Annotated in this window: 14 protein-coding genes; 4 read left to right on the top strand and 10 right to left on the bottom strand. The window is 73.5% G+C overall.

The window, feature by feature from the left end; all coding sequences use genetic code 11:
- Positions 1-13: 13 nt before the first annotated feature.
- The 8 genes from AB0E98_RS16450 to AB0E98_RS16485 form a co-directional block, all read right to left on the bottom strand.
- Complete coding sequence (locus tag AB0E98_RS16450; RefSeq protein WP_361702736.1) at positions 14-562, bottom strand: GH25 family lysozyme; 549 nt, start codon at positions 560-562, stop codon at positions 14-16.
- A gap of 122 nt (positions 563-684) precedes the next feature.
- A complete protein-coding gene (locus AB0E98_RS16455; protein ID WP_361702738.1) occupies positions 685-1,524 on the bottom strand; it encodes an alpha-L-glutamate ligase in 840 nt (279 codons plus the stop codon).
- On the bottom strand, positions 1,521-2,405 hold the full coding sequence (locus AB0E98_RS16460) for a hypothetical protein (RefSeq protein ID WP_361702739.1): 885 nt from the start codon (positions 2,403-2,405) through the stop codon (positions 1,521-1,523). Before AB0E98_RS16460 ends, AB0E98_RS16455 begins: the two co-directional genes overlap by 4 nt.
- Positions 2,406-2,517: 112 nt before the next feature.
- Positions 2,518-3,507, bottom strand: coding sequence for a methylmalonyl Co-A mutase-associated GTPase MeaB (meaB, locus tag AB0E98_RS16465; RefSeq protein WP_361702741.1), 990 nt, complete (start codon positions 3,505-3,507; stop codon positions 2,518-2,520).
- An 18-nt stretch (positions 3,508-3,525) separates the two neighbouring features.
- Positions 3,526-5,727, bottom strand: coding sequence for a methylmalonyl-CoA mutase (scpA, locus tag AB0E98_RS16470; protein ID WP_361702743.1), 2,202 nt, complete (start codon positions 5,725-5,727; stop codon positions 3,526-3,528).
- A complete protein-coding gene (locus AB0E98_RS16475) occupies positions 5,727-7,607 on the bottom strand; it encodes a methylmalonyl-CoA mutase subunit beta (protein WP_361702745.1) in 1,881 nt (626 codons plus the stop codon). Before AB0E98_RS16475 ends, scpA begins: the two co-directional genes overlap by 1 nt.
- Positions 7,608-7,704: 97 nt before the next feature.
- Positions 7,705-8,733, bottom strand: a complete 1,029-nt coding sequence (locus tag AB0E98_RS16480; RefSeq protein ID WP_361702746.1) for a CinY protein — start codon at positions 8,731-8,733, stop codon at positions 7,705-7,707.
- Between the two features lie 153 nt (positions 8,734-8,886).
- Entirely contained in the window at positions 8,887-10,974 is a 2,088-nt protein-coding gene (locus AB0E98_RS16485) for a SpoIIE family protein phosphatase (RefSeq protein WP_361702747.1), read from the bottom strand.
- An 89-nt stretch (positions 10,975-11,063) separates the two neighbouring features.
- On the opposite strand from AB0E98_RS16485, the gene AB0E98_RS16490 reads away from it, so the two are divergent.
- Positions 11,064-12,494, top strand: a complete 1,431-nt coding sequence (locus AB0E98_RS16490; protein ID WP_361702748.1) for a lipase maturation factor family protein — start codon at positions 11,064-11,066, stop codon at positions 12,492-12,494.
- 402 nt (positions 12,495-12,896) lie between these two features.
- Here the strand turns inward: AB0E98_RS16490 and AB0E98_RS16495 are convergent, their stop codons facing one another.
- On the bottom strand, positions 12,897-14,318 hold the full coding sequence (locus AB0E98_RS16495) for an FAD-dependent monooxygenase (protein WP_361702749.1): 1,422 nt from the start codon (positions 14,316-14,318) through the stop codon (positions 12,897-12,899).
- 125 nt (positions 14,319-14,443) lie between these two features.
- On the opposite strand from AB0E98_RS16495, the gene AB0E98_RS16500 reads away from it, so the two are divergent.
- On the top strand, positions 14,444-15,457 hold the full coding sequence (locus AB0E98_RS16500) for a PHP domain-containing protein (RefSeq protein ID WP_361702751.1): 1,014 nt from the start codon (positions 14,444-14,446) through the stop codon (positions 15,455-15,457).
- Between the two features lie 35 nt (positions 15,458-15,492).
- Entirely contained in the window at positions 15,493-16,416 is a 924-nt protein-coding gene (gene ligD / locus AB0E98_RS16505) for a non-homologous end-joining DNA ligase (RefSeq protein ID WP_361702805.1), read from the top strand.
- Positions 16,417-16,500: 84 nt separating this feature from the next.
- On the opposite strand, the gene ligD (AB0E98_RS16510) is transcribed toward ligD (AB0E98_RS16505), so the two are convergent.
- Positions 16,501-17,406 (bottom strand): non-homologous end-joining DNA ligase, encoded by a 906-nt coding sequence (ligD, locus tag AB0E98_RS16510; protein ID WP_361702753.1) that lies wholly within the window; start codon positions 17,404-17,406, stop codon positions 16,501-16,503.
- A 32-nt stretch (positions 17,407-17,438) separates the two neighbouring features.
- On the opposite strand from ligD (AB0E98_RS16510), the gene AB0E98_RS16515 reads away from it, so the two are divergent.
- Positions 17,439-18,395 (top strand): Ku protein, encoded by a 957-nt coding sequence (locus AB0E98_RS16515; protein WP_361702755.1) that lies wholly within the window; start codon positions 17,439-17,441, stop codon positions 18,393-18,395.
- Positions 18,396-18,463 lie beyond the last annotated feature (68 nt).

Below are 18,463 nucleotides of genomic sequence, written 5' to 3' on the forward strand. Positions count from 1 at the left end.
CCTCGTGCGCGCCCTACGCGCCCGCCCACTCCCGCAGTGCCTCGCGGGTGTCGAAGCGGGCGACGTTGCGGTCCAGGCCGCCGGCCCAGCTGTACTGGTGGAAGGTCCACGGGTGCTGGACCGCCGGGCGGCCGGGGGCGTGGTCCGGGTCGGCCACCCACAGGCCGTCGCCGGCGTTGTCGGTGGTGTCGCGGTTGAACCAGTAGTCGCGGTTGCAGTAGAGGACGACGCGGTGCGCGGGCGCCGCGTCCTTGACGTCCTCCAGCCAGCGGTCCTTGTCCAGGCACCAGACGTCGGGGTGTTCCCAGTCGAGGGCGAGCACGTCGCCCGCGCGTAACGCGATCTTGTCGAGGAAGTAGCCGGCCTGGGCGGACATCGAGCCGGGTGTGACGTAGTGGTAGTAGCCGACGACGAGCCCGGCGTTCCGGGCCCGGTTGCGCTGGGTCACCCACTTGGGATTGGTGTACGAGGTGCCCTCGGTCACCTTCACGAATACGAAGTCCAGTCCCTGGACCGCGTAGCTCGCGCTGTTGTGGCTGCTGACATCGATGCCGTGAAGCATGGCGCTCTCCTCCGGGTACCGCGGACGACGGAGCGTCCGCAGTATCGGCCCGGACCGTCGCGACAGCGAGAGTCATGGACCGGAAACTTCGAAGGAAGTTCCGGATACCGGCCGGTACGGGCCTACGGGGCCGCCGGAACGCGCGGCCGGCGGCTGCCCGCGGCGGTGCGCAGCGCCAGCGCGGCCAGGGCCTCGGGGGCTCCGCTTTGTCCCCGGATGCCCGGGAAGGCATTGATGTCGACGATCACCGGTGTTCCCCCGGCGTCCAGCAGGTCCACGCCGTAGACGTCCAGCGCGAAGACCTCGCCCACCCGCCGGGCCAGGTCCGCCCATCCGGCCGGCAGTTCGCCGGGGCCGAAGGTGCGGGTGCGTTCGCCGGGGACGGAGTCGGCCAGCTCGGAGCGGCGCAGCGCGGCGAAGACCTGGTCGGCGACGACCCACAGTTTGTGGTCCCAGCCGTCGTTGGGGGCGAAGGGCTGGACGACCACGGGCTCGTCCGGCCAGCGGGCGGCGAGCTCCCGCAGCCGTGCGGCGTCGTCGACCCGGGCGACCAGGTCGTGGCGGCGGCTGTGGCGGCTCTTGACCACGACGGGCGTCGCCGGCTCCCCGGCCGCCACCAGGGGGGCGAGCGAGGGCTCGGTGCGGGTGGCCACGAACGGCAGTCCGGCGCGGCGGGCCACGTCCGCCATGGCGGTGCGGTCCTGGCAGAGTGCGGTGGCCGAGGCGGAGTTCAGCACGGGCGCGCCGTGGGTCTCCAGGTACCGGGCAAGGGCCAGGGCGCGGGGGGTGCGGGTCTTCAGGAGGTAGACGTCGGCGAGGGACGAAGGGTCGGGGAACCTCTCGGGAAAGTCGTCGCAGCCCTGCGGATCCAGCCATTCCACCTGATGGTGGGGCGTCAGCAGGGCGGTGGTCGCGGCCAGCAGCGGGTGGTCCGGGTCGGGCGTGAGCAGGCAGATCCTCATGCGTTGCCGCCGATCGCGCGCGCGGGCGCGGTCAGCGCCGGGCGGGGCATCGGCAGTACGTGGGCGGTGCCGCCCGCCTCGGCCAGCCGGAGGACGGCCCGGGCCACCCGGGCGACGGCGTCCGGCACCTGGCGGAAGCTGGGGAAGTCGTTGACGTCGACGACGACGGGGCCGTCGGGGCCGAGGACGATGTCGACCCCGTAGAGGTCGAGGCCGAAGACGGCGCCCACCTCGGTGGCGATGGCCGCGACCTCGGGCGCGAGGGGTACGTGGCGTTCCGTGGGCGGCCGGTCCGGGTGGAGGGGGCTGCGACGCTCGGTGGCGTACAGCTCACCGTCGAGGCAGTACACCTTGAGGTCGACGCCCGAGTTGGGGACGTACGGCTGGGCGATCAGGAGGCCGTCCCCGGTGGGTTCGGCAGCGGGGTCGGTGAGGTGTCCGGCGTCCGGGACGAGCCGCACGGCCCGTCCCGAGCTGCCGTCGGCGGGCTTGACCACCAGCGGGAAGGCGTCGGCGGGCAGCTCGGCGAACTCCTCGGCGCGGGTGGCGGCGTAGGTCACGGGGACCGGCAGTCCCCGGGCCTCGGCGATCACGGCCGCGAGCGCCTTGTCCCGTACGCCCCGGATCGCCCGGGCGTCGTTGACCGTGGTGAGCCCCACGGCGGCGGCGCCCTCCAGGAGGGTGAGCCCTGGGCCGCCGGACACGGTCTTGAGCACCCAGGCGTCGTGGTGCCCGGAGCGCACGGTCTCGGAGAGCCGGATCAGCGAACCGCCCGGCCGCAGCACGTCCACCCGGTGTCCCCAGGCGGTGAGTTGGCGGATCACGTCCACCGGCATGCCGTCGTACCGGTACTGCTCCTCCACCAGGAAGCAGAGTCTCATGTGCTGCATCATCCTCGTAATCCCGACATCCGCCGTGCCCGCCCCGGCGGGGCGTGACGGCTCAGGATGTCATGGGCGCGAGGGTGCTCCGCACCGGGCGGCGGCCTCCCGTCTAGCGGAGCGGACGGAACGCCTCCAGCAGTCGCTCGGCGGCCAGGGCCGCTGTCAGAGTCCCCTCGCGCACCCGCTGTTCCAGGCCGGGGGCCTGCGCGCGGACGTCGGGGTGGTCACGCAGCTCGGCCAGGAGCCGGTCGCGGACCATGCCCCAGACCCAGTCGACCTGCTGCTCCCGGCGGCGGGCGGCGAGGCCGCCGGTGGTCTCCAGGACGCCCCGGTGGGCCTCCACGCGCTCCCACAGGGTGTCCAGGCCGGTGCTCTCGCGGGCGCTGCACGTGAGGACGGGCGGGTTCCAGGCGGCGTCGTGGGGGTGCATCAGGCGCAGCGCCCCGGACAGTTCACGGGCCGCTGCCTTCGCGTCCCGTTCGTGCGGTCCGTCCGCCTTGTTCACGGCGATGACGTCGGCGAGCTCCAGGACGCCCTTCTTGATGCCCTGGAGCGAATCGCCGGTGCGGGCCAGGGTGAGCAGCAGGAACGTGTCGACCATGTCGGCGACGGCGGTCTCCGACTGGCCGACGCCGACGGTCTCCACCAGGACCACGTCGTAGCCGGCGGCCTCCATCACCACCATGGTCTCGCGGGTGGCCTTGGCGACCCCGCCGAGCGTGCCGGCGGTCGGCGAGGGGCGTACGAAGGCCGCCGGGTCGACGGCGAGCCGCTCCATCCGGGTCTTGTCGCCCAGGATGCTGCCGCCGGTGCGGCTGGAGGACGGGTCGACGGCGAGCACCGCGACCTTGTGGCCGAAGCCGGTGAGCATGGTGCCGAAGGCGTCGATGAAGGTGGACTTGCCGACGCCTGGCACCCCGGTGACGCCGATCCGGCGCGCCCCGCCCGAGTGCGGCAGCAGCTCGGTCAGCATCCGCTGGGCGAGCTCCCGGTGGTCGGCGCGCCGGGACTCCACGAGCGTGATGGCGCGGGCGATGGCCGCCCGTTTGCCGTCCAGCACGCCCTTGACGTAGGCGTCGAGGTCAATGGCCTTGCGCACGGGGGACGCCATGGGCGCTCACAGCTCGTGGCCGAGGACCCCGGCGAGGGTCTTCAGCAGGTCGTGGGCGGCGTCCGGGATGACCGTGCCGGGCGGGAAGACCGCGGCGGCGCCCATCTGACGGAGCGTGGGGACGTCCTGCGGCGGGATGACCCCGCCCACGACGATCATGATGTCCTCGCGGCCCTGTTCGGCCAGCTCCTCGCGGAGCGCCGGGACGAGCGTGAGGTGGCCGGCCGCCAGCGAGGAGACGCCGACGATATGGACGTCCGCCTCGACCGCCTGCCGGGCGACCTCGGCGGGCGTCTGGAAGAGCGGGCCGACGTCCACGTCGAAGCCGAGGTCGGCGAAGGCGGTGGCGATGACCTTCTGGCCGCGGTCGTGGCCGTCCTGGCCCATTTTGGCGACCAGGATGCGCGGGCGGCGCCCGTCCTCCCGCTCGAACGCCTCGACCAGCGCGCGGGTGCGCTCCACGCCGGACGACATGCCGGCCTCCTCCCGGTAGACGCCGGAGATCGTACGGATCTGCCCGGCGTGCCGTCCGTAGACCTTCTCCAGGGCGTCGGAGATCTCCCCGACGGTGGCCTTGGCGCGGGCGGCGTTCACGGCGAGGGCCAGGAGGTTGCCGTCCAGGCCGGGGCCGGATCCGGCTCCGGCGGCGCGGGTGAGGGCGTGGAGGGCGTCCTGGCAGGCCGTCTCGTCGCGCTCGGCGCGCAGGCGGCGCAGCTTCTCGATCTGCCGGCCGCGCACCGAGGAGTTGTCGACCTTGAGGACCTCGATCTGCTCGTCGCTGTCGACCCGGTACTTGTTGACGCCGATGACCGGCTGGCGCCCGGAGTCGATGCGGGCCTGGGTGCGGGCCGCGGCCTCCTCGACGCGGAGCTTGGGGATGCCGGCGTCGATGGCCTGTGCCATGCCGCCGGCGGCCTCGACCTCCTGGATGTGCTGCCAGGCGCGCCGGGCGAGGTCGTGGGTGAGCCGTTCGACGTAGGCGCTGCCGCCCCAGGGGTCGATGACCCGGCAGGTGCCCGACTCCTGCTGGATCAGCAGCTGGGTGTTGCGGGCGATGCGGGCGGAGAAGTCGGTGGGCAGGGCCAGCGCCTCGTCGAGGGCGTTGGTGTGCAGCGACTGGGTGTGGCCCTGGGTGGCGGCCATGGCCTCGACGCAGGTGCGCGCCACGTTGTTGAAGACGTCCTGGGCGGTCAGCGACCAGCCGGAGGTCTGCGAATGGGTGCGCAGCGACAGGGACTTGGTGTTCTTGGGGTCGAACTGTTTGACGAGTCTGGCCCACAGCAGCCGGGCGGCCCGGAGTTTGGCGATCTCCATGAAGAAGTTCATGCCGATCGCCCAGAAGAAGGACAGGCGGGGCGCGAAGGCGTCCACGTCGAGGCCGGCGCCCTGGCCGGCGCGGAGGTACTCGACGCCGTCGGCGAGGGTGTAGGCGAGCTCCAGGTCGGCCGTGGCCCCGGCCTCCTGGATGTGGTAGCCGGAGATGGAGATGGAGTTGTAGCGCGGCATCTTCTGCGAGGTGTACGCGAAGATGTCGGAGATGATCCGCATCGAGGGCCGGGGCGGATAGATGTAGGTGTTGCGGACCATGAACTCCTTGAGGATGTCGTTCTGGATGGTCCCGGCCAGTTTCTCGGGCGGTACGCCCTGTTCCTCGGCGGCCACGATGTAGAGGGCGAGGACGGGCAGCACCGCGCCGTTCATGGTCATGGAGACGGTCATCCTGTCGAGCGGGATGCCGTCGAAGAGCTGCCGCATGTCGTAGATGGAGTCGATGGCGACGCCCGCCATGCCGACGTCGCCGGTGACGCGCGGGTGGTCGCTGTCGTAGCCGCGGTGGGTGGGCAGGTCGAAGGCGACGGACAGGCCCTTCTGACCGGCCGCCAGATTGCGGCGGTAGAAGGCGTTGGACTCCTCGGCCGTGGAGAAGCCGGCGTACTGCCGGATGGTCCACGGCTGGTTGACGTACATCGTCGGGTACGGGCCGCGCAGGTAGGGCGCGATGCCGGGGTAGGTGGCGAGGAAGTCCAGCCCGTCGAGGTCCTCGGCGGTGTAGAGGGGTTTGACGCCGATGCCCTCGGGGGTCTCCCAGAGGAGGTCCTCGGCACTCTTGCCGGTGCTCTCCTTCAGCGCGGCGCGCCAGGCTCCGGGGTCGGCGGGGCCGGTGGCGGCCGGTCCGAGGTCGATGCCGGAGAAGTCGGGGATCCGCATCACGCCACTCCCATGCGGTCGAGGACGGAGGAGAGGACGGCGACGGCGTCGCCGCCGGCGAAGACGAACGCGTCGACTCCCGCCCGCGAGAAGTCTTCCCGCAGTTCGCCCTTGGGCTTTCCGGCGAGGAGGACGGTGGTGGCGCCGGCGCCCTTGAGCGCCGCGGCGACGGCCGTGGCCTGCTCGGCGTAGAGCGCGTCGCCGGAGCACAGGCAGGCGGCCGTGGCGCCCTCGGCCGCGAGGGCGTCGGCGGCCTCCTCCGCCGTGACCTGGCGGGTGACGGGCTCGATGCCGCCCGCCTGGAAGAGGTTGGCGGCGAAGGTGACCCGGCCGGTGTGGGCGGCGGCGGGGCCGAGGGCCGCGAGGAGGACGCGGGGCCGGGCGCCGGTGGCGGCGAGGTGGGCGTCCGAGCGGGCGCGCAGCGCCTCGTACGCCTCGTCGCGGCGGACCTTCGGCAGTCCGCCGGAGGGCGCGGGCGGGGCGGGTTCGCGGTGGACGGGCTGTTCGCCGAGGTGGGGGAACTCGCTGACGCCGGTGATGGGTTCGCGGCGGGTGGCGAGGTCGGCGGAGCGGGTGCGCCAGGTGTCGGCGAGGCGTTCGGCGAGGAGTCCGGAGCGCAGGGCGGCGGCCTGGCCGCCGGCGCGTTCGAGGTCCTGGAAGAAGGCCCAGGCGGCGTGGGCGAGTTCGTCGGTGAGCCGTTCCACGTACCAGGAGCCGCCGGCCGGGTCGACGACCCGGGCCAGGTGGGACTCCTCCAGCAGGATCGAGGAGGTGTTGCGGGCGATCCGGCGGGCGAAGGCGTCGGGCAGGCCGAGGGCCGTATCGAAGGGCAGGACGGTCACGGCGTCCGCGCCGCCGACGCCGGCGCCGAGGCAGGCGATGGTGGTGCGGAGCATGTTCACCCAGGGGTCGCGCCGGGTCATCATCACCGAGGAGGTGACGGCGTGCTGGCGCTGGGCGCGGGCGGCGGGCGCCGCGCCGCTGACCTCGGCGACGCGGGCCCACAGCCGGCGGGCGGCGCGGAGTTTGGCGATGGTGAGGAACTGGTCGGCGGTGGCGGAGTAGCGGAACTCCAGCTGGGAGCAGGCCTCGTCGACGGTGAGCCCGGCGGCGGTGAGCGTACGGAGGTAGGCGACGCCGGTGGCCAGGGAGGCGCCCAGTTCCTGGGCGGGCGATCCGCCGGCCTCGTGGTGAGGCAGCGCGTCGACGGTGAGGGCGCGCAGGCGCGGGTGGTCGCGGACGCAGAGGGCGGCGAGGCGGGCGGCGGCGTCCAGGGCCTCGGCGGGGTCGGCTTCGGTACCGGTGCGGGCCAGGGTGCCCAGGGGGTCGGCGCCGAGGTTGCCGGCGGCCGCGTCGCGCGGCAGGCCGCGCTCGGCGTACAGGCCGAGGAGCTTCCGCGCGGCGGGCTCGAACTCCTCGCCCGCGTCGAGGACGACGGGGGCGAGGTCGAGGTAGACGCCGTCCAGGGCGGTGGGGAGGGCCTCGACGGGCAGTCCGGCGCCGCCGACGGCGAGCCACAGGGAGGTGACGCCGTTCTCGAGGTCGGCGAGGACGGCGTCGTTGGCCCGCCGGGGGTCGGGGCCGCCGTGGTGCTGGCGTACGTCCCAGCCGGTGAGCGCGGTGCCCTCCGGTCGCCCGCCGCGGACGAACGGGGGGAAGCCGGGCGGGCCGGGCACCGTGCCGCCGTCGTCGGCGGTGTACAGGGGACGGGTGGCGAGCCCGTCCTGGAGCGCGGTGGCCAGTGCGTCCTCGGCCGCCGGTCCCTCGGCCGCGGTGCCCGTTCTGCTCAGCACGCCTGTGACGAGGCGCTGCCACTGCTCACGGGACGCGTCCGGGAACTCGGCAGCCAGGTGGAAGCCGTCGTCGGGCAGGACCGTCATGGTGGGAAGGCTAGTGAGCGGGTGCGTTCCGCAGCAGGGGCAACCGTTGTGACCTTGGCCTCTTCCCGGTGGACCGGTTCCCGGCGGGCCGCGGTGTTCAGCCCTTGGGCGCGCAGTCGCGGGCGGGGGTGTCGTGGGTGAGGGCGCAACCGATGGTCTCCGCGCGGTCCTTGCCGTACTTGGCGGTCAGGGCGGCGCGGAAGTCGGCCCACTGGCGGCGGGTGTCGGCGACGGCCGCGTGGACGGCGCGGTCGAAGTTCCCGGCGACCTTGCCGCGGGGTGTGGTGGGGCCGCTGGTGGCTCCGGTGGCCGGGTCGATGACGCCGGTGTCCTTGTTGAGGCCCGCGTGCTGGACGTGGCGGACGCAGCCGAGCGGGAGGAGGGAGAAGCAGCCGGTGGTCAGGTCGGTGGGGACGGCCGTGGCGGCGGGCGGGCGGCCGGTGCCGAGGACGAGGAGCGGGGCGGGCCCGGTGCGGTCGAGGCCGGGCGGGTTGTCCTTGCCGAGGGGGCGGTCGGCGGCCTTGTCGGTCCAGTTGCTGTGCGAGTAGAAGTCCTGGACGCCGTGGAGGGCGCGGCCCAGGCCCTCGATGGCCTCGCACTTGTCACGGCCGCGGATGCCGAGGGTGAAGGTGCAGTCCTTGGTGAGGTCGGTCTCGCCCGGGGCGACCGTGCCGTCCGCTGCGGTCGTGCCGCCGGCGGCGGTGACCCCTTCGGTGAAGCGGGTCTGGAGCCTGGCTATGCAGGTCAGCAGCTGCCGGGTGGCGTCGGCGCGGTCGCGCGGGTAGCCGGGCGCGGCGAGGAAGTCGGCGTTGTCGCAGTGGGCGGCGGGGACGACGATCTCGTCGGTGTCGGGCGCGCCGACCGCGCCGAAGGTGCCCTTGTGGCCGGCGAGCTGGTCCAGGGAGCGGGGTTCGAAGCAGGTGCCGTCGGACCGGGTGCCGGGGGCGCAGGCCAGGGCGGCGCGGGTGATCGCCTCGTGTTCGGCGTGCTGCCCGAACGCGCTGACGGTGCCGAAGGCCCCGGCGGGACCGGCCTGGGCGGTGAGCAGCACGGCGGGGGCGAGGGAGACGACGCCCAGGAGCTGGACGGCTCTGCGGCGGAGGGGGTGGCGGCGGGGGGTGCCCATCGGTTTCGGCCTTTTCGACGATCCGTCAGTTGGGAATGCGTCAATAGTTGATCCGAAAAGACCGGAATTTGCAATTCCTTTGCAATGGAAGGTGTATGGGGCACGAACTCCCGGACAACCGGCTCCGGCCCCGGCCCCGGCCCCGGCCCTGGCTCAGTCGCCGTCGTCCGAGGCCGTGTGCCGGTCGGGCACGACGAACTCGCACCAGACGGACTTGCCGGTTCCGCGCGGCTCCACGCCCCAGACGTCGGCCAGCCGGTCCACCAGCAGCAGCCCGCGCCCGGACACCCCCGCCTCTCCGGGTTCCCGGCGGCGCGGCAGGGCACTGGACTTGTCCTCCACCTCGACCCGCACCCGCCGTTCGGGCCCGGTCAGCATCCGGATCGTCACGACGGCGGCGCCGTCGGTGTGCAGCAGGGCGTTGGTCACCAACTCGTCGGCGACCAGCTCGATCTCGTCCGAGCGCTCCCGCGCGCCCCACGCCCGTACCGCGGCGCGGATCATGTGCCGCCCGGCCGAGAGGGCCTCGGGGTCGGCGGGGGCGATGTGCTGCTGGAGCCGTCCGCCGCCGCGGGCGGCCGGGCCCTGGCGGCGCAGCAGCAGGACGGCCAGATCGTCCTCGCCCATCCGTTCCCCGACCACGCCGCACAGCAGGTCGGCCAGCTTGTGGAGGTCGTAGGGGCCCTCGCGGACCAGGGCGCCGAGCCGTCGCATGCCCTCGTCGAGATCGGAGCCGGGCTGCTCGACCAGGCCGTCGGTGAACATCAGCAGGGTCTCCCCCGGGTCCAGTTCGACGGTCGTCACCGGGTAGTCCAGCCGCCCGAACTCGGCGGACAGGCCGAGCGGCAGCCCGCCCGAGACGGGCAGCCGGCGGCAGGTGCCGTCGGCGTGCCGCAGCATGGGGTCCACATGGCCGGCGCGGACCAGCTGGACGAGCCCGGTGGCGAGGTCGGCCTCCGCGTAGGTGCAGGTGGCGAAGCGGTCGGTGTCCAGCTCGTGGAGGAAGGACGAGGCGCGGGCCATGACGGTGGCGGGCGCGTGCCCCTCGGTGGCGTACGCCCGCAGGACGATCCGCAGCTGGCCCATCACGGCGGCCGCGTGGGTGTCATGGCCCTGGACGTCGCCGATGACCGCCCCGACCCGGCCGCCGGGCAGCGGGATGGCGTCGTACCAGTCGCCGCCGATGTCCCGGCCCATCCGGGCCGACCGGTAGCGCACCGCGATCTGCGCGCCGGGAACGTCGGGGATGCGGCGCGGCAGCATGGACTGCTGGAGGCCCTCGGCGAGGTCGTGCTCCTGGTCGAAGAGCATCGCCCGGGCTATGGCCTGCGCCAGGCTGCTGCTCAGCGCGATGTAGAGGTTGCGCTCCTGCTGGGTGAAGCCGCGCGCCTCGCGGTAGAGCAGCCCCAGCGCGCCGATGGGCCGGGCCTGGGCGATCAGCGGGAGGTAGGCGGCGGAGCAGATGCCGATGTCCCTGATGCGCTCCCACAGCCAGGGGTAGTGGGTGGAGAACTCCTCGGGCGACTCGATGAACCGGGGCGAGAGGGTGCGGATCACCTCGCTCATCGGGAAGTTGTCGTCGATACGCGTGTAGCGGGTGCCGGGGATGAAGTGCTCCGAGGGCCCCTCCGCGACGAGGTGGATGCGGCCGGACTCGAGCAGGCCCAGGACGAGCAGATCGGAGCCGAGGTGCTCGACGGCCCGCGCGTCCCGGAAGAAGTCGATGACGTCCTGGACTGTCCGGGCGTGCGCGAGGGCGGCCGTCGTGGTCTCCACGACCGTCGTCTGGTGGCGGCGCTCCTCGTCGGTCTCACGGGGCCCGGTCCGGCCCAGTTCCTCGGTGGCGTCACGGACGATGCCGATGATCCGGCAGGGCCGCCCGTCGGCGTCGCGCCGGATGTGCCCCTGGGTGTAGGTCCAGCGCTGGGAGCCGTCGTCGGAACGGACCAGGTAGTAGCCGCCGTAGCTCTCGCTGCCGTCCTTCAGCGCCCGGGCCACCATGCTGTCGAGCCGGGCGGCGTCGGGGCGCGACACCCGGTACGACAGATCGGTGATCCGGCCGTGGAACCGCTCCGGCGGCACCTCCAGGAGCTCCAGCGCCTGCGGGTCCAGGTGCAGCCGTCCACTGATCAGGTCCCAGTCGAAGCCGCCCATGCGATTGAGGGCGAGCACCGTCTCCGGGCGGGCGGGCCAGTCGTCCGGCGGCGGTACGGCGGCAGGCGTCGCTCCCCGATCAACCATAGAGTCACCCTGCCATCTTTTGTCTGTTTCTTCGATTTCTTCGATGTGACTGCATGGTCCGGAGGGACGCAAGCGGTACGGAGGGCGCCATGGAGTGGTTCACGGCATCCGGGTACTGGCTGAGCCGGCTGTTCCTGACGCGGGCGCTCGCCGCGATCTACCTGGTCGGCTTCGTCTCGGCGGCCCTCCAGTTCCGCGCGCTCATCGGCGAGCGGGGCATGCTGCCGGTCCCCCAGTACGTCGCGTACGTACCGCCGCGCCGGGCACCCAGCGTCTTCCAGTTCCACTACTCCGACCGTTTCTTCGCCGCGTGGGCCTGGACGGGGGCGCTGCTGTCGGCCGCGGTCGTGGCGGGCGCGGCCGACGCCGTGCCGCTCGGCGCGGCGATGGCGATGTGGGCCGCGCTGTGGGTGCTCTATCTGTCGATCGTCAACGTGGGCCAGACCTGGTACAGCTTCGGCTGGGAGTCCCTGCTGCTGGAGGCCGGCTTCCTGGCCGTCTTCCTGGGCAACACCCGGACGGACCCGCCCGTGCTCACGCTGTGGCTGACGCGCTGGCTGCTCTTCCGCGTCGAATTCGGCGCCGGGCTGATCAAACTGCGCGGCGACCCCTGCTGGCGGGATCTGACCTGCCTGTACTACCACCACGAGACCCAGCCCATGCCGGGGCCGCTGAGCTGGTTCTTCCACCGGCTGCCCAGGCCCTTGCACCGGGTGGAGACGGCCGCCAACCACGTCGCCCAGCTGGTCGTACCGTTCGGGCTCTTCACCCCGCAGCCGGTGGCGAGCGTCGCCGCCGGGTTGATCATCTGTACCCAGCTCTGGCTCGTCGCCTCCGGCAACTTCTCCTGGCTCAACTGGCTGACGATCGTCCTCGCCCTCTCCGCCGTCGACGGCACGGCCCTGGCCGAGCTGCTGGGCCTCCCCCGGCACGCCCCGGCGGCACCCGCCCCGCTCTGGTTCGAGGTGCTGGTGCTTGCCGCCGCTGCTCTGGTGGCCGTGCTGAGCTGGTGGCCGGTGCGGAATCTGCTGTCCGCGCGGCAGCGGATGAACATGTCCTTCAACGCCTTCCACCTGGTCAACACGTACGGCGCTTTCGGCAGCATCAATCGCAGCCGCTACGAGGTCGTCGTCGAGGGAACGGATGAGGAAGGGCTCACCGAGGACACGGTGTGGAAGGAGTACGGCTTCAGGGGCAAGCCCGGCGACCCCCGCCGGCTCCCCCGCCAGTTCGCGCCGTACCACCTGCGCCTCGACTGGCTGATGTGGTTCGCCGGGATCTCCCCCGGCTACGCCCGCGAATGGTTCGGCCCCTTCGTCGAACGCCTGCTGACGGCCGACCCTGCCACCCTGCGCCTGCTGCGCCACAATCCCTTCCCCACCGCCCCGCCCACCCATGTCCGCGCCCGCCTGTACCTCTACCGCTTCACGACCTGGCGCGAGCTCAGAGAGACGGGCTGCTGGTGGCACCGGACGCTGGTACGGGAGTATCTGCCGCCGGCGCGGCTGGCACGGCCGTGAGGCGCATGAGCACCGCCCCGGCCCCCCCGGGGGGGGGCCGGGGGCTTGCCTCCGGGAAACGGGAAGTGGGGGCGCCTCCCGGCGGTGGCCGGGGGGAGGGGCAGGGGCCTGTCCCCCCGCCGCGACGGCGATCGGCCACACGAGCGCGACCCGGCGGTGCCGACCTGCCCGCTGAAGCGGGGGCGAACGCCAGGCCGACAAGCCAGGCACCGGGCGGACACCGCGCCCGAAGGCCGCTGTCGGGCGGCTGGTGGGCGCCGGACCAACCCCGGCCGGCTCCCCGGACCTGCCCCGGCCGGCTCAGCGGACCAGCCCCGGCCGGCTCAGCGACGGGCGTCAGGCCGCCGCCGTCCAGGCGTCAGGCCGCCGCCGTCCAGGCGTCAGGCCGCCGCCGTCCAGGCGTCAGGCCGCCGCCACACCCGCCCGAGCCAGCTCGGCCGCCGTGATCGGCGGCCCCGTCGGCGGCAGCCGCCGGGGCCCACGTGCCACCCGCGCCATCACCCCCGGCGTGAACAGCGCCGACAGGGGCGCCGACAAGGTCATCACATCCACCATGGCCCGGGTCAGGGCCGGGTCCACGGTCGCGGTGAGCATCATCCGCTGGACATAGCCCCGCAGCAGCCGCGCCGCGGCCGGCGGCCGCTCCCCGATCGCGCCCGGGTAGTGGATGTCCTCGCCCACGGCCATCGCCCAGGGCCCGTCCACCGTACGGGCCACCGCCCGCTGCGCCCGCCGGGCCAGCCGCGGATCGCCGAGGACCTGCCCCGCCAGGACCTCGCGCAGGGCGACAGCGCCGTGCGCGGCGACCGACATCCCGTGCCCGTAGACAGGGTTGTACGCCGCCACCGCGTCCCCCGTGACGACGAAACCGCCCGGCCAGGAAGCCATCCGTTCGAAGTAGCGGCGCCGGTTCACCGTGGAGCGGTTGAGCCGCACCTCCGTGAGCGGCTCCGCGCGGGCGATGAGATCGGCCACCAGCGGATGCCGCAGCCGGCGCGCGAACGGCTCGAACTCCCCAGCCTCCCGCGACGGTTCACCGCCCCTCGTGCCGGACACGGTCACCAGCCACCGCCCGCCCTCCACCGGATGCATCGTCACGCCCTGGCCCGGCAGAGCCGCGTCCGGGCGGGGAGCGACGCTCACGACGGGGAAGTCCTCCGCGCCCGGGGGCGCCCGGAAGAGGCGGGTCGCGTAGACGAGGCCCGAATCGACGGTCTCCTCCCGGACGGCGGGGAGCCCCAGCTCCGTCAGCCACCGCGCGGCCTGCGAACCCCGCCCGGTCGCGTCGACGACCAGCGCGGCCGGGAGCGGCCGCGCCTCGCGCGCGCCCACCTCGCCGATCCGCACGCCCGTCACCCGCCGGGCGTCACCCAGGAGCCCACGGACCTCACCGGCCTCCCGCAGCGTGATCCGCGGATGGGCCAGCACCCGCTCCCGTACCACCGCGTCCAGCAGGTCCCGGCTGCACGAGATCAGGAACTGCGCCTCCGGCGTACGGGGGAGCCAGCCCTGCGACGACAGCGACACCAGCGCCGTCGGCAGCGCCACCCGCCGGGCGCCCCCGGCCAGCCACCGGTCGGTGATCCCGGGCAGCAGCGACTCCACCGCCCGTGCCCCGCCCGCGAGCATCAGGTGCGCGTGCCGGGCCTGGGGCAGCCCCTTGCGGGGCAGGGCCCCGGACGGCAACCGGTCCCGCTCGACGACCACCACCTCGTCGGCGTGGTCCGCCAGGACCGAGGCGGCCAGCATCCCCGCCATTCCGCCGCCCAGCACCACGGCCCGGCGCCCGGGAACGGCACCGTCGTCACTGTGCGCATCGCTCATGCCCGCTCCTTCTCCGCCACGGTGGGGACAGTGCACGCACTGCATGCTCTGCCCATACCGCGCGCGCCCGGAACACATGCGCGCCGCTCCCCCGTACCGCACGGTGGTGGTGTGGAGGTGGTGCCATGGAGCCCGTGGAGGCGCTGGAGCGCATCGCGTTCCTGCTGGAGCGCTCACAGGCGCCGACGTACCGCGTGAAGGCCTTCCGGACGGCCGCCGCCGTGATCCGCGAGCTGCCGGACGAGGAGCTGCGGCGGCGCGCGGCCGGCGGCTCCCTGACGGCGCTCAAGGGCATCGGCCCCAGCACCGCCGGCGTGGTCACCGAGACCCTCACGGGCCGGGAGCCCGGCTATCTGGCGCGGCTGGAGGAGGAGACGGGCGGCCCGCTCACCGAGGGCGGGCTGGCCCTGCGGAAGGCACTGCGCGGCGACTGCCATCTCCACTCCGACTGGTCGGACGGCGGCAGCGGCATCGAGGAGATGGCCCGCGCCGCCCGCGCGCTCGGCCACGAATGGGCCGCGCTCACCGACCACTCCCCCCGGCTCACGATCGCCCACGGGCTGTCCCCGGAGCGGCTGCGGCGGCAGCTCGACGTGGTCGCCGAGGTGAACGCGAGGCTGGGCGACGGCTTCCGGCTGCTGACGGGCATCGAGTGCGACATCCTCGCCGACGGCGCGCTCGACCAGGAGGAGGAGCTGCTGGCCCGGCTGGACGTGGTGGTCGCCTCCGTCCACTCCAAGCTGCGGATGGAAGCGCCGGCCATGACCCGGCGGCTGGTGGCCGCCGTCGCCAGCCCCCTCGTGGACGTCCTGGGGCACTGCACCGGACGGCTGCACGGCGGGCGGGGGCGGCCGGAGTCGGAGTTCGACGCGGACATGGTCTTCGCCGCCTGTGCCCGCTTCGGCACCGCAGTGGAGATCAACTCCCGCCCCGAGCGACTGGACCCGCCGCGCCGGCTGCTGCGCCGGGCCCTGGACGCGGACGTGCTGTTCGCCATCGACAGCGACGCCCACGCGCCCGGCCAGCTCGACTGGCAGATCCACGGCTGCGCCCGCGCCGAGGAGTGCGGCGTGCCCGCCGACCGGGTCATCACCACCTGGCCGGCGGACCGCCTGCTGGACTGGGCCGGTTCGAAGTGAACGCCCCGCTGCCCGAGCGCCCCTCGATCCAGCCGATGCTGGCCTCCCCCGGGCCGCTGCCCGTCGAGGGCGAGGACGCCCACTGGGCCTTCGAGGTCAAATGGGACGGCGTGCGCTGCGTCGTCGACACGCCCGGCGACGGCACCCTGCGCCTGGTCACCCGCACGGGCAACGACGCGACCCGCACCTACCCAGAACTCCAGGCGCTCGGCGAACAACTGCACGGCCGGCCGGTGGTGCTCGACGGCGAGATCGTGGTCCTGGACGCGGAGGGCCGCCCCGATTTCGGGCTGCTCCAGCGCCGGATGGGCGTCGCCAACCCACGCCGCGCGGCGCACCTGGCGATGGAGTACCCGGTGCATCTGATGCTCTTCGACATCATGTACCTCGACGGCGTCCTCCTCACCGAGCTCGCCTACCGCGAGCGCCGGGCCGTGCTCTCGGGGCTGGGCATCGGCGGCCCGAACTGGTCGGTGCCCGCCTACCTGGAGGGCCAGGGCAGACGGGCCTGGGACGCCACCCTGAGCAGCGGCTTCGAGGGCGTGATCGCGAAACGGCTGACCTCGCGGTACGCGCCGGGTCTCCGGTCACCCGACTGGCGCAAGACCAAGCACGTGATCACGATCGACGTCCTCATCGGCGGCTGGACCGAGGGCCAGGGCCGGCTGACGGGCCTGCCCGGCGCGGTACTGGCCGGACTGCGCGAGCCCGACGGCCTGCGCTACATCGGCTCCGTGGGCTCGGGCCTCGCCGAACGCGAACGCGCCGACCTGGCCCGTTATCTGACGGTGGTCCAGCGGCCCGACTCCCCGTTCGCGGGCCCGGTCGACGTACCGACCGTGCACTGGGCCGAGCCCCGGCTGGTGGCCGAGGTCGTCTTCAGCGGCTGGACGGCGTCCGGACGGCTCCGCCACCCCACGTGGCACCGGCTCCGGCCGGATCTGACGGATCTGGCGTAGGCGCCGCCCCGGCCCGCGGCCGGTCGGGCCCGCGGCCGGTCGGGCCCGCCGGGGCCGGCATCCGGGGCCCGGGGCGCCCTCGGCTCACGGCAGCGGCGCGCGCCCGCGCCCTCCCCCCAACCCCGCCAGCGGGTCGCCGTGGTCGGCGACGCGGTCGAGGACCTCCTCCGGGCCGAAGGTCAGCCCGGCCGGGTCCGTGCAGCCGGCGACCTCGTCCCAGCCGACCGGCGCGGCGACACCCGGACGGTCCGGTGTCAGACGTACGGAGTACGGCGCCACCGTCGTCTTGGCGCTCGCGTTCTGCGACCAGTCGATGAGGACCTTGCCCCGGCGCTCGGCCCGCGCCATGGAGACCACCACCAGCCCGGGGTGCTCGCTCATCATGCGCCCGGCCAGTTCCTTGGCATACCGGGAGGCGGCCCGGCCCGAGGCGGGCCGGATGGGCGCGTAGAGGTGCAGCCCCTTGGACCCGGAGACCACCGGGTAGGCGGTGAGCCCGTCGGCGTCGAGCAGCTGGCGCAGCCGCTGGGCCACCCGGCAGCAGACGACGAGGTCGGTGCCGGGACCGGGGTCCAGGTCAAGGACGAGGCGGTCGTGCCCGTCCGGGCCCGCCCCGGCCGTCCACTGGGGCACGTGCACCTCGTACGCGCCCAGGTTCACCATGGCGACCAGCGCGGCCGTGGAGTCCAGCACGATCTGTTCGGTGAGCCCCTCCCGGTGCTCCACCGGCACACGGGGCACCCAGTGGGGGGAGCCACCCGGCGGGTTCTTGGCGATCCAGCTCTGCCCCGCCGGGCCCTCGGGCGCACGGACGAACGAGGCGGGCCGGCCGCGGGCGTGCGGCAGCAGCGCCGGGGCGATCCGGGCGTAGTACCGCAGCAGCTGCGCCTTGGTGTGCCCCGACCCGGGGAAGAGCACCCGGTCCAGGTGGGACAGGGCCAGCCTGTGGCCCTCGACCTCCACCACCTGCCGGTCCGATGAGTCGGGCATAAGGTAGGAATTCCCCGCGGAGGGACGGATCCATGCGGACGATGTGGAAGGGCGCCATCGGCTTCGGCCTGGTCTCCGTGCCCGTACGGCTCTACGCCGCCGTCCAGGAGCACGGGCTCAGAATGCACCAGGTCCATGACGAGGACGGCGGCCGCATCCACCTCAAGCGCGTCTGCGACGCGTGCGACAAGGAGATCGACTACGAGCACGTCGCCAAGGGCTACGAGGACGACGAGGGCAACACGGCCGTCGTCACCAAGAACGAGCTGGCGGGCCTGCCCCTGCCGAGCAAGAAGCTCATCGACGTCCTGGCGTTCGTCGACGCCGACCGCATCGACGCACTGCGGCTCTCCGGCGCCTACTACCTCGCCCCGGAGAGCGCGGCCGCCGACAAGCCGTACGTCCTGCTGCGGGAGACACTGAAGCAGACCGAGCGGGTCGCCGTCACCAAGATCGCGCTACGGACCCGGGAGTCGCTGGCCCTGCTGAGGGTCCACGAGGACCTGCTGGTCCTCCACACCATGTACTGGCCGGACGAGATCCGCGACAGCCAGGGCCTCGCCCCGTCCTCCTCGGTCACCGTGCGGCCGCAGGAGCTCAAGATGGCCACGAGCCTGATGGACACGCTGTCGGAGGACTTCGACCTCGACACGCTGGAGGACGAGTACGAGATCGCCCTCGGCGAGCTCATCAGCGCTCATCTGGATCACCGGCCGGCGCCCCGGAAGAAGACCACGGCCGCGCCCGACAATGTCATCGATCTGATGGCGGCCCTCCAGGCGTCCATCGATTCGGCGAGCGGGAAAGGCGCCCCCGCGAAGGCGGCGGCGAAATCCACGTCGTCCGGGCGCGCGAAAAAAGCCACCGAGTCGAGCAAAGATGCGAGTAAAAAGGCCGTGGCCAAAAAGACCACGGCCCGGGGTACCACCGCGAAGAGCGGCACGGCGAAAAAGACCGCGGAGAAGAAGACGGGCCACCGAGCCTCCTGAGCATTTCGCACAGCGGCCCGGCAGCCCCTCTTCACGCCACAAGGCAACGTCACCGACGGACGTCAACC

The sequence above is a fragment of the Streptomyces sp. NPDC037389 genome (assembly GCF_040636475.1).
Taxonomy (GTDB): Bacteria; Actinomycetota; Actinomycetes; order Streptomycetales; family Streptomycetaceae; genus Streptomyces; species Streptomyces hesseae.